The following is a 12,124-nucleotide window of genomic DNA, read 5'->3' as shown; positions in this document are numbered from 1 at the left end:
ATGGACGAGCTGCGCCGCGCGATGCGGGCGACCGAACGGGCCGACGGCCTGGACATCGCGGACATCATGCGCCGGGGACGCCGACTGCGCCGACGCCGGCGGATCGGTGCCGGGGTCGCGGCGGCGGTGACGACGGTCGCGGTGGCGGTCGGGGTCGACGCGGTGGCGACGCGGACCGGCCCGCCGGACCTCCCGGCCGGGGAGCCGGTCGTCACCGCGTCCACCGGCACTCCCCCACCCACGCCGACCGCCGCGCCGGCCCCGACCGAGTCGCCGCTGCGGCCGCTCGGGACCGTCGTGGACAGCGGCATCCGGTACGGCGCCGACGCGCGCGTGTTCTTCATGGTCCCGGTCGACGTGCCGGAACTGCCACGTGTGACGATCGGCCTGGTCGCCGGGCGGCGCGCGCCGGACGGCCACCTGACCTCCGACTTCCTGGTCAACGACGTGTCCGGCAGCGACCGCCGGGCCGGGTTCCACGAGATCGGGTACGACCAGCAGCGGGTGCCCACGGACACGCCGGTACCGACGTTCGGCTACTTCGTCGGCCCGGCGGCACGCATCGTCGGGACAGTCGACGGCCGGCAGGTCGAGGCGAAACTGGCCCGGTGGAGCGAGGACCCACAGGTGGTGATCTTCTGGTTCGACCCGGCGACCCTCGCCCCGGGAACCCCGCTCGACGGCATCACCGCCCGAGACCCCCAGGGCCGCCGCCTGTAGCCCGCTCCTTCTCCCCTCCCTCTCCCGTCCCCTCCCCCCGGTGATCAAGGAGTTTGCGGACTGATACGGCCCTGATGAGGACACAAACTCCTTGATCACCGGGGTCAGGGGGTCGAGGCGTGAGAGCGGACCCCGCCCTCGGACTGCTTGATTCGCCGACCCGAGCCGCCCGTGGATCTTGGTACGGGACGGCCCCCATCAGGGCGCTCTCGTACCAAGATCTACGGCTGCTCCCGGGATGCGGGCCACGGATCTCAGGTGATGGGGACATGACGCGTCTGGGACCGGCCCTCGTCGGCGATCTTGCGCTTTCTGCCCGGTCAGATGGGACATCTGCGACATCGACAGGGCCGCAAGTGCAAGATCGCGGGGGCGGGCGGGGAGCGGCCCCGGGGGCGGGTGGGGGGAGGCGTGGAGGGTGGGAGGAGGGCCGCGGGGTGGGGGTGTGAGGATCGGGGGCATGCGTGCGGTGGTATTCGAGCGGTTCGGGGTGCGGCCGGAGGTCCGGGAGGTGGACGATCCGGTGCCGGCGCCGGACGGGGTGGTCGTCCGGGTCGGCGCGACCGGCCTGTGCCGCAGTGACTGGCACGGCTGGCAGGGCCACGACCCGGACATCCAAGTGCCACACGTACCGGGGCACGAGTTCGCCGGTGTCGTAGTGGCGGCCGGCGCGGACGTACGCGGCTGGCGGCCCGGCGACCGGGTGACCGCGCCGTTCGTCTGCGCGTGCGGGCGGTGCCCGTCGTGTCTCGCGGGCGACCAGCAGGTCTGCGAGCGGCAGACCCAGCCGGGATTCACCGGGTGGGGCTCGTTCGCCGAGCTGGTCGCGGTGCGGCACGCCGACGTGAACCTGGTCCGGCTGCCGGACGAGCTGGACGAGGCGGCAGCCGCCGCGCTCGGCTGCCGGTTCGCCACCGCGTTCCGGGCCGTCGTCGCGCAGGGCCGGGTGGCGGCGGGCGAGTGGGTCGCAGTGCACGGCTGCGGCGGCGTCGGCCTGTCCGCGGTCATGGTCGCGGCGGCGAGCGGCGCGCGGGTGGTGGCCGTGGACGTGTCGCCCGGCGCGCTGGAGCTGGCCCGCCGCAGCGGTGCCGCGGTGTGCGTGGACGCGAGCACGCTCGGCGGTCCCGCCGACGTGGCCGCCGCGGTCCGGGAGGCCACCGGCGGGGGCGCCCACCTGTCGCTGGACGCACTCGGCAGTCACGCCACCTGCGTGGCGTCGATCGAGGGCCTGCGCCGGCGCGGCCGGCACGTGCAGGTCGGGCTGCTGCCCGCCGCGCAGGGCCGGCCCGCGCTGCCGATGGACCTGGTGATCGCGTACGAGCTGGAGCTGCGCGGCAGCCACGGCATGCCGGCGCACGCGTACCCGGAGATGCTGCGGCTGGTCACCGCCGGGGTGCTGCGCCCGGCCGAGCTGGTCACCCGCACCGTCGACCTGGACGCCGCGCCGGATGCGCTGGCCACCATGGACCGGCCGGCCACGGCCGGGATGTGCCTGATCCGTCCCTGAACGGACACGGGCCGGCCCGGCGCCGGGAGACCCGGCGCGGACCGGCCCGCGAGCCTGCCCCGTCAGTCGGTGACGGTCACCGTGACGGTACGCGGCGGCTGCTGGTACTGCCCCCGGTTGTCCATGCCGCGGATCGTCACCGTGTACGTGCCGGCCGGGATCACCGGCGACGTGTACGCGAAGTTCGATCCCGGCGAGCCCGGGCTGGTGAGGAACGTGGCGATCCACGGCCAGCTGGTCGGCGCGCCCGCCCGGCCGAACGTGCCGGCCGAGTTCATGCCCTGCCCGGCGCTGTTGCCGATCTGCACCTCGACCTTCTGCATCCCGCCGTCGTCCACCGCCCGGCCGGTGATCACGATCCGGCCCCCGGTGTACGCCTGCCCGTCGACCGGCGTGATGCTCGGCTCCAGCGTCGGGTCGGTGTCACCCGGGTAGACGAGGTACCGGGCGGTCGCGCCGTTCGTCGAGTTGTCCTGCTGACCCGCGGTGTCCACGGCCCACGCCTCGACGCTGTACGTGCCCCGGGTGGGCAGGTCGATGGACAGCGTGAACGCGGTGCTGGTCGCGCCGGGCGCGGCGAGCGTCGCGTCGACTGTGGCGAACGCGGCGGCCATGGTGCCGTTGGGCTGCACGTACCGGCCGGTGTCGAGGTCGCGCAGCGCGATCCGGACCGCCCGGACCCCCTTGTCGTCGGTGGCGGTGCCGGCCAGGTCCAGGTGCAGCTGGTCGATGTCCTGGTTGGTGCCGGTGAAGCTGAGCAGCCCGTTCGGGAAGGCGTCGCCTGGCACCTGGGCGGTGACGGTGAGCCGGCCCATGTTGGTGCTGGACGTGGTCAGGCCGAGCTTGTCGGTCGCCCGTACCCGGAAGTCGTAGACGCCGGGGGTGAGCGGCACCGTGGTGAACGACCAGTCGAACGTCGCGGCGTCGAGGTTCGTCGGGGAGATCCGGTGGTAGCCGGCGACCGAGTCGGCGCCCCACGTGCCGTCGCTGGCGAGCGCCTCACGGGTGGTGTTGTTGCGCAGGTAGATCTCGACCGATTTGAGGGCGTCGTCGTCATTTGCCGTACCGGCGAACGTGACCGCGCCGCCGGGCGCGACTGTGAACGGCGCCGGGTTGCCCGGCGGGGTCATCGCCACCGGCGAGGTGATCGCCACCGTCGGCGGTACGCCGTTGGCGGAGACGGTCCAGTCGCGGGTGTCGCCGCGCAGGTCGCTCTGCCCGGTCGTGTCGACGGCGGTGGCGGTCATCTTCCACTGCCCCTCGACGGGCAGCGTGACCTCGTACTGCCAGGACGTGGACGTCGCGCCGATCACGTCCGGCTCGCCGCGGAAGGTGTTGTAGACCGCGGCGACCGTGCCGTCGTCCTGCAGGTACCGGTTGTCCGCCGTGCGGAACGAGTAGATGAGCGAGTTGACGCCCTTGTCGTCGGTGGCGGTGCCGGAGGCCACGAACGTCTGCGTGGCGAGCAGGCCGGCCGCCGGCGAGCTGATCCGGGTCGTCGGCGGCAGGTCGTCGAAGCGGAACGCCTCGATCTTCTTGACCGCCTTGGTGGTGTCGCCGGCGCCGTTGCGGTCGAACGTCTTGGCCTGCAACTGGTAGACGCCGGCCGGCAGCGTCACCGGCAGGCTCCACGTGGTGGAGGTGGCGTTCGGCGCGGCGACCGTCGTGTTGATCGCCTTGAACGCGCCCCAGGTGGTCAGGTCGGCCTGGAGGTACTTGCCGCTGTTGCGGTCCTGGATCTCCAGCTGGACGCGGGCCACGCCGGCCGGGGCGAGCGCCTGGCCGCTGATCGTGAACGACTCGCCGGCCGGCTTCACCGCACCCTCGATCGGCGTGGTGATCGTGGTGTCCAGCGCCGCCGGGGTGGGCTCCTTGGAGAGGTCGAAGAAGGCCACCCGGCCGGTGGTCTTGCCGCCCTTGACGTTGCCGTCGCCGCCGACGAGCAGGCCGCGCGAGGTGGCGAGCATCGCCTTCTCGCCCTCGTACGAGTTGGAGCCGGGGTTCCACTCCAGCGCGGTGCCGGTGAGCGGGTCCAGCGCGCCGAGGTGGTCGCGACGGACCACCTGGTCGCCGAGGCCGTAGCCGCTGAGCCCCTGGCCGGTGCCGTAGCCGACGTTGTCCAGACCGGGCCACGGCACGTTCGACGTGGGCGACTCCTGCCAGCTGAAGTGGCCGCCGACGTAGACGGCGGTGTCGGTGATCGCGACCGAGTAGATGCTGTCGAAGTGCCGGGAGATCCAGAGCGGTTCGACGTGGTCGTTACCGGTCAGCGGGTACGCGATGGCGGTGTCGTTGATCGGCGGACGGTCGCCGCCGGAGCCGCTGGTGACCACGAAGTACGAGTCGTCCGGCGCGATGTCACCGGCGAAGACCCGCTGGATGCCGCCGACGAAGGAGAGGTTGTCCTCCCACAGCCGGGTACGCCACGGCAGCAGCGCCTTGCTGGCCGTACCGATGAGGGCCACGCCGTAGCGGTCCTGGCCGGCGATCTGGCGGCCGGTGTGCACGACCAGCAGCTTGCTGCGGTCGTGGGTGAGCTTGAGCTGCTGCACGGTGAGCATGCCGCCGACGCCGATGCCGCCGGTGACCGGCAGGTTGAAGCCGGTGTCGACGGCGCCGGTGGTGGGGTTGAGCGCGGCCAGGCCGCTGCGGGCGACCCCGTTGACGGTGGCGAACTGGCCGCCGACGTAGACGGCGTTGCCGCTGACCGCGAGCGCGGTGGCCCGCGCGTTGGCGGTGGCGGTGAACGCGGCGACCGGCGCGCCGGTGGTCGGGTTCAGCCGGGCGATCTTGCGCTTGGTGACGCCGTTGATCGTGTTGAACGAGCCGGCGATGTAGAGCGACGAGCCGTCCGGCGACGCCTCCACCGCGGCGACCGCGCCGTCGACGACCGGCTTGAAGCCGGTGTCCACCTTGCCGGTGTCCAGGTTGTAGGACGCCAGGGACCGCTGCGTGATGGTGGACCCGCCGACGTTCGCGATCGAGGTGAACGTGCCGGCGATGAAGACGCGGTTGCCGATCACCTCGATGTCGGTGATCTCGCCGTTGTTGATCCGCGGCGTGTCGGTGCGGGGCGTGGTCGGCATCAGCCGGGTGTCCCCGGGGGTGACCAGCGCACGGGTCGCGGTGGTGCGCGCGGCGCCCAGCGCGGCGCTGCTTCCGGTCGCCTGTGCGCCGGTCTGGCCGGCCACGCCGGCGTCCCGCACGGTGACGGTGGCGGCGAGCGCCGGCACTCCCGCCACCACGATCGCGCCGGTGGCGAGCACCGCCACCGCGCGAAGCCAAACTCGCATCGAGACAACTCTCCCTGTCCGCCGGGACGGCCCCTCGGGTGATTCCCGAGTCCCCTCCGTCCGCGTGCCGGACGCCACCGTAGGAGGCAAAGACTTCTCGCGATACGTGCCGCACCGGTAATCGACCGGTCGCCATCAATTCCGGCCACACCGGCAGCGCGGCTCCACCGATCGGGTCACCGGCTGTCACCGTCCGGCCGTGCGCCCGCCCGGTCCGCGACGTGCGGTCTTCCACAGCGGAACCGAGGGGTGGGTCAGTCGCCCCGTACCCGGGGGTGGCGGTGGTCGGTGAGCCGCAGGCCGACGCCGCGTACCGCCGCGATGGTGACGCCGGTGCCCAGCTCGTCGAGCTTCCGGCGCAGCCGCTTGACCAGGGACTGCACGTCGGCCCGGCCGTGCGTCGGCGCGTCGTGCCAGACCGCGTGGTGCAGCTCGGCGTAGCTCCACACCCGTACCGGCTCGGCGGTCAGGCAGGTCAGCAGGTCGCGCTCCAGCCGGGTCAGGGCGGTCTCCCGGTTGCCCCACCGGGCGGTCGAGCGGGCCGCGTCGATCACCAGCGCGCCGTCCGGCGCGGGCCTGTCCCGGGGTACGGGCCGGGCCGGCGCGCCGGCCGGGGCCGGCGCGTCCGTGATCAACTCGCGTAGCTCGTCCAGATCGGCGACCATCAGAAGAGGCGCGACGCCGTCCAGCAGCTCGGTCAGCCGCAGCCGCTCGGCCGGGGACGACGTCACCCCGATGACGAGCGAGAAGGGGTGCTCCGGCGGGTCGGTGCCGGAGTTCGCCGCGTTCGTGCCGTCAGTCGTCACCGCGCCCCACCGTGACAAAAACTGTCAACAGGCCGCCCGATCCGGGGGCCTGTTGGTGACATGTTGCTCACGTACGGTCATTGATCGTTCGTCACTGTCGATCATAGTGTCCACTCAGGCGTCCGGCGCAGACCCGCACGGCGCCTAGGGGGCCTGGGGGGTTCTTTTCACACCGGTGTCGTAGTCGGGAGAGCATGTCTCCTGGCCCTTCTGCCATGGCTCGATCATCCGCGGGTCATCGGAACAGGAGGCAGCACCGATGCTGAGACGTCCACACAGATGGGGCCCGGCCCGGCGGCTGGTGAGCGCGGGCGCGGCCCTGGTGCTCGCGGCCACCGCGCTGGCCGCGACCGGCACGGCGGCACAGGCCGGGACCGGCGCGGGCGCGTCGGCCGGCGACAAGATCCGTCCCGAACTCACCCGCCAGCTCCAGGGCAAGAGCGAGGGCGACTTCTGGATCCACTTCGGCGCCAAGGCGGACCTGAGCAAGGCCGCCGCGATCAAGGACTGGAACGAGCGCGGCGCCGCCGTCGCCGCAGCGCTGAAGAAGACCGCCGCCGACAGCCAGTCGAAGATCCGCGCCGAGCTGGACCGCTCGGGCACGAAGTACCAGACCTTCTGGGCGACGAACGCCATCAAGGTCACCGACGGCTCGCTGACCATGGCGCAGAACTTCGCCGCCCACTCCGAGGTGGACGGCCTGTACGCACCGGTGGAGTACAAACTGCCGGAGACCACCCCGGGCACCGACGAGAAGTCCGCGAACGCCCTGGAGTGGGGCATCGCCAACATCAACGCCGACGACGTCTGGTCCCAGTACGGCGTCAAGGGCGCCGGGATCACCGTGGCCAGCATCGACAGCGGCGTCCAGTTCAACCACCCGGCGCTGGTGAACCCCTACCGGGGCAACAACGGTGACGGCACCTTCGACCACGACTACAACTGGTTCGACGCGGCGGGCGAGTGCGCCACCGCGCCGTGCGACACCGACGGCCACGGCACGCACACCATGGGCACCATGGCCGGCGCCGACGGGGCCAACCAGATCGGTGTCGCCCCCGAGGTCAAGTGGATCGCCGCGAACGGGTGCTGCCCGTCGGACGCCGCGCTGATCTCCTCCGGGCAGTGGATGCTGGAGCCCACCGACCTCAACGGGCAGAACCCGGACGCCAGCAAGCGACCCAACATCATCAACAACTCGTGGGGCACCACGGCGCCGTCCAACGAGCCGTTCATGGAGGACGTCACCGACGCCTGGACCGCCTCCGGCATCTTCGGCGTCTGGTCCAACGGCAACAACGGCCCGTCCTGCCAGACCAGCGGCTCGCCGGGCAGCCTGGCGAGCAACTACTCGGCCGGCGCGTACGACGTCAACAACAACATCGCCAGCTTCTCGTCCCGGGGCACCGGGCAGAACGGCGAGATCAAGCCGAACATCTCGGCGCCGGGCGTGAACGTGCGCTCCAGCGTGCCGACCAACTCGTACGCCAGCATCAGCGGCACCTCGATGGCGGCGCCGCACCTGGCCGGCGCGATCGCGCTGCTCTGGTCGGCGGCGCCCACGCTGGTCGGCGACGTCACGGCGACCCGCGCGCTGCTCAACGACACGGCGATCGACAAGGGCGACTCGCAGTGCGGCGGCACCACCGACGACAACAACGTCTACGGTGAGGGCCGCCTGGACGCGCTCGCGCTGCTCGCCGCCGCCCCCATCGGCGACAACGGCACGCTGGCCGGCAAGGTCACCGACGCCGCCACCGGCGCCGGGATCGCCGGCGCGACTGTCACCCTGACCGGCCCGGCGGACCGCACGCTGACCACCGGCGCGGACGGGACGTACTCCTCGCTCCTGCCGGCCGGCGACTACCAGGTGGTCGTCTCGGCGTTCGGGTACGCGACCCGCACGCTGTCCGCGACGATCACCGCGAACACGACCACCACGCTCGATGTCGCGCTCACCGCGGTGGCGAGCGTCACGGTCAGCGGTCAGGTCACCGACGGTTCCGGGCACGGCTGGCCGCTGTACGCGAAGGTGAGCGTCGAGGGCACGCCGATCTCCGACTACACGACGCCGTCGACCGGCCGCTACAGCCTGTCACTGCCGTCCGGGGCGACGTACCGGCTCACTGTCGAGCCGCAGTACGCCGGCTACCTGACCACCACCAAGGAGGTCACCGTCGGCACGGCCAACGTGACCGCCAACATCGCGGTGCAGGCGAACCCGGAGGCGTGCACCACCGCCCCCGGCTACACCGTCAGCTCCGACGGCGAGTACGAGACGTTCGACGGCACCGGTGTCCCGGACGGCTGGACCGTGGTGGACAACGCCGGCACCGGCCAGGTCTGGGAGTTCACCGACGCCGGTGAGCGCGGCAACCTGACCGGCGGCAGCGGCAACTTCGCCATCATCGACAGCGACAACTACGGCAGCGGCGGGCGGCAGGACACGTCGCTGGTCAGCCCGGTGGTCGACCTGACCGGCGTGACCACGCCGGTGATCCGGTTCAACCAGGACTACAACTGGCTCAACAGCGACCGCGCGGACGTCGACCTGAGCCTGGACGGCGGCACCACGTGGAGCAACGTGCTCCGGCAGGCCGCCGACGTGCGCGGCCCGCGGGTGACCGAGGTGCCGATCCCGCAGGCGGCCGGCCAGTCGCAGGTGCGGGTGCGCTTCCACTACTACGAGGCGAGCTGGGAATGGTGGTGGCAGGTCGACAACGTGCTCATCGGCAGCAAGCTCGTCTGCAAGCCGGTGAACGGCGGCCTCGTCCTCGGCCACGTCCGCGACAAGAACGACAACGGCTACGTCAACGGCGCCACGGTGACCAGCAAGGACCGCCCGGCGGAGAAGGCCACCACAGTCGCCACGCCGGACGACACCGAGCTGCCCGACGGCTTCTACTGGATGTTCTCGTCGCTGACCGGGACGCACCCGTTCACCGCCGCCGCCGGCAACTACGTGAGCCAGACCAAGCAGGTGGCGGTCGAGGAGGACTGGGCCACCACGGCCAACTTCCAGCTCGCCGCCGGCCGGCTGTCGGTGAAGCCGACCTCGATCACCGGCACGGTCCGGATGCCCAGCGGGAAGGTCAGCAAGACCTTCACCGTGACCAACACCGGCGGGGCCCCGGTCACCGCCGAGTTCGGTGAGCGCGACGGCGGGTTCGTGCTGCAACGGGCCGACGGCACCCAGCTGTCCGAGCAGGCGCTGCTGGGCTCCACCGGCGCGCCGGTCCAGCGGCTGACCGCCGCCACGTCGTTCGCGGCCCGCTCGTCCGGCAAGTCGTCGAACGCGATCACCGCCGCCGCACCCCAGGCGGACCCCTGGACCACCATCCCGGGCTACCCGGCGAACGTGATGGACAACCGGGTCGTCAACGTCGACGGCACCGTCTACTCCATCGCCGGTGGCGACGGCACCGCGTCGAGCGCCAAGAACTACAGGTACGACCCGATCACCCAGGCGTGGACCGGCATCGCCGACCTGCCCGGCGCGCGTAACGCCATGACGGTCGGCGTGATCGACGGCAAGATCATCGCCACCGGTGGCTGGGGCGCCGCCGGTCCGGACGCCGCCACCTTCTCGTACGACCCGGCGGCGAACACGTGGACCCGCAAGGCCGACAACCCGGCGCCGCGCGCGGCGGCCGGCCAGGCGGTCGCGGGCGGCAAGCTGTACGCGATCGGCGGCTGCACCACCGCGAGCTGCACGCCGATGGCCAACTCGGTGGTCCGGTACGACCCGGGCGCCGACGCCTGGGAGACGCTGCCGGCGTACCCGAAGTCGGTGGCGTTCCTGTCCTGCGGCGGGATCGACGGCACCGTCTACTGCACCGGCGGCAACGACGGCACCACGTCGCAGAAGGTCGGTTACGCCTTCGACCCCGGTGCAGGAGCCTGGACCGCCATCCCGGACGCGCCGGCCGACAGCTGGGCCGCCTCGTACGCGGTCGCCAACGGCAAGCTCCTGGTCGTCGGCGGGTCGCAGGGTGGCGCCATCACCAACGCCGGCTTCGCCTTCGACCCGGCGACCAACTCGTGGGCCAACCTGCCCAACGCCAACGCCCCCCGCTACCGGGGTGGCGCGGCCTGCGGGTTCTACAAGGTCGGCGGTTCGTCGGGCGGCTTCACGGCCACCAAGGACAGCGAGGTCCTGCCCGGCTTCGGCGAGTGCGCCGAGGGCGCGGCCGACGTGAGCTGGCTGACCGTCGACAAGTCGAAGGTCACGCTGGCGCCGGGCGAGAAGGTCACCGTCACGGTCGGCATGACCGCGAACGTCGACCAGCCCGGCACGTACTCCGCGTCCGTGGTGATCAAGGAGAACACCCCGTACACGGTGGAGCCGGTGGCGGTCACCATGATCGCGCAGCCGCCGACCACCTGGGGCAAGCTGTCCGGCACGGTCTCCGGCAAGAGCTGCCAGGGCGCCACCGCGCCGCTGGCAGGCGTGACAGTGCAGGTCGACTCCTGGGCGAACTCGTACACGTTCACGACCGACGCCGAGGGCCGGTACGCCTACTGGATGGACCGGCGCAACAACCCGCTGACGCTGATCGTCGCGAAGGACGGCTGGAAGCCCCAGACGCGCCAGACGAAGATCAACAGCAGCACGCCCACCGTTGAGGACTTCACCCTCTCCCCCACCCGCTGCTGACCCAGCACCCGAAGGACGGCCCGCCCGGCGCACACACACCGGGCGGGCCGCCCCACGTTCCCAGCGATCTTGCACTTACCGCCCCGGCAAGGCACACAAATACCCCACCCCGAGGGACGCAAGTGCAAGATCGACGGCGAGAAGGGGGGCGTCAGGGAGTGAGGCGGAAACCTACGCCTCGCACCGCGTGGATCGTCGCGGGGGCGTCCAGGCGGCCCAGCTTGCGGCGGAGGCGGCGTACCACGGAGTGCATGTCGGAGCGCCGCCCGAGGTGGTCGTTGCCCCAGACGGCGCGGTGCAGCCGGGCGTACGTCCACACCTGGCCGGGCGTGCCGGTCAGGCAGACGATCAGGTCGTGCTCCAGCGGCGTCAACCCGATCTCCCGCTCCCGCCAGCGCAGCACCCGCCGGTCGGAGTCGACGGCCAGATCCCGTCCGGGCGGCTCGGCCGGCGCCTCGTCACTCGCGGGCGGGTGCGGCGCCGGGGCGAGCGCGGGCCGGCGTACCAGGTCCAGGAAGCGGCGGGCCTGATGGGCGCTGGACACGATCAGGAACGACTCGGTGCCGCCGAGCAGTTGGGCGAGCTGCCGGCGCTCGGCCGACGAGGACGCGATGCCGATGACCAAGGACGGGAGCCCTGTCATCCGTTCCCACCTTTCCGGCAGGCCGAACCACAACGCCGGGCGGTCGCCAGGCACGACGTTGCGGAGGCACCTGGCTTGCGGAGTTCGACCCGAGGGGTGTGGGAGCTGCAGTTTCGTGAGGCTTCGGGGTGAACTACCGGGATCATATAGCCGAGCACCGATGATTGGTATAGCAGTTAACGTCGATGTAACTGCCTGCAACAAGGTGTTCGAGGCAAATTGCGCGGGCCGCGCGCGTACCGATGAGAGCCGGGACGTACGGCGGTCCAATGCGTGTGATCACGCACATGCTCTGCCTGGCCGACGGGACGCCGACCCGCGCGGACATCGCGGCCCGCTGCGCCGAACTGGCCGAGGCGCTGCGCGGCCGCGACCGGGGCGTGGTGGTGTGCGACGTGTCCGCGGTGACCGCGCCCGACCTCGTCACGGTCGAGGTGCTGGCGCGGATGCGCCTGACCGCCCGGCGGCTCGGCTGGCGGATGGAGGTACGCGGCGCGG

At 72.0% G+C, this 12,124-nt stretch carries 6 protein-coding genes and 1 pseudogene; 4 read left to right on the top strand and 3 right to left on the bottom strand.

What is annotated here, in order from left to right:
• Window positions 1-720 (top strand): hypothetical protein, encoded by a 720-nt coding sequence (locus ACN27D_RS25730; RefSeq protein WP_421501197.1) that lies wholly within the window; start codon window positions 1-3, stop codon window positions 718-720.
• A 460-nt stretch (window positions 721-1,180) separates the two neighbouring features.
• Window positions 1,181-2,227, top strand: coding sequence for a zinc-dependent alcohol dehydrogenase family protein (locus tag ACN27D_RS25725; RefSeq protein ID WP_357829545.1), 1,047 nt, complete (start codon window positions 1,181-1,183; stop codon window positions 2,225-2,227).
• A gap of 62 nt (window positions 2,228-2,289) precedes the next feature.
• On the opposite strand, the gene ACN27D_RS25720 is transcribed toward ACN27D_RS25725, so the two are convergent.
• Both ACN27D_RS25720 and ACN27D_RS25715 read right to left on the bottom strand, forming a co-directional pair.
• Window positions 2,290-5,520, bottom strand: coding sequence for an Ig-like domain-containing protein (locus tag ACN27D_RS25720; RefSeq protein ID WP_393378569.1), 3,231 nt, complete (start codon window positions 5,518-5,520; stop codon window positions 2,290-2,292).
• 254 nt (window positions 5,521-5,774) lie between these two features.
• Window positions 5,775-6,326, bottom strand: coding sequence for a winged helix-turn-helix domain-containing protein (locus ACN27D_RS25715; RefSeq protein ID WP_421500209.1), 552 nt, complete (start codon window positions 6,324-6,326; stop codon window positions 5,775-5,777).
• Between the two features lie 259 nt (window positions 6,327-6,585).
• Between ACN27D_RS25715 and ACN27D_RS25710 the strand changes: the two genes are divergently transcribed.
• Entirely contained in the window at window positions 6,586-10,983 is a 4,398-nt protein-coding gene (locus tag ACN27D_RS25710; RefSeq protein ID WP_421500208.1) for a S8 family serine peptidase, read from the top strand.
• A gap of 151 nt (window positions 10,984-11,134) precedes the next feature.
• Here the strand turns inward: ACN27D_RS25710 and ACN27D_RS25705 are convergent, their stop codons facing one another.
• Complete coding sequence (locus tag ACN27D_RS25705) at window positions 11,135-11,626, bottom strand: winged helix-turn-helix domain-containing protein (protein WP_120570772.1); 492 nt, start codon at window positions 11,624-11,626, stop codon at window positions 11,135-11,137.
• Window positions 11,627-11,868: 242 nt separating this feature from the next.
• Between ACN27D_RS25705 and ACN27D_RS25700 the strand changes: the two are divergent.
• A pseudogene (locus tag ACN27D_RS25700) lies at window positions 11,869-12,102 on the top strand (hypothetical protein); the annotation flags it as partial.
• Window positions 12,103-12,124: the final 22 nt, after the last annotated feature.

This window comes from Micromonospora sp. WMMD1274, from assembly GCF_049179035.1.
Lineage (GTDB): Bacteria > Actinomycetota > Actinomycetes > Mycobacteriales > Micromonosporaceae > Micromonospora > Micromonospora tulbaghiae.
This window is presented reverse-complemented; position numbering and strand designations above follow the sequence as displayed.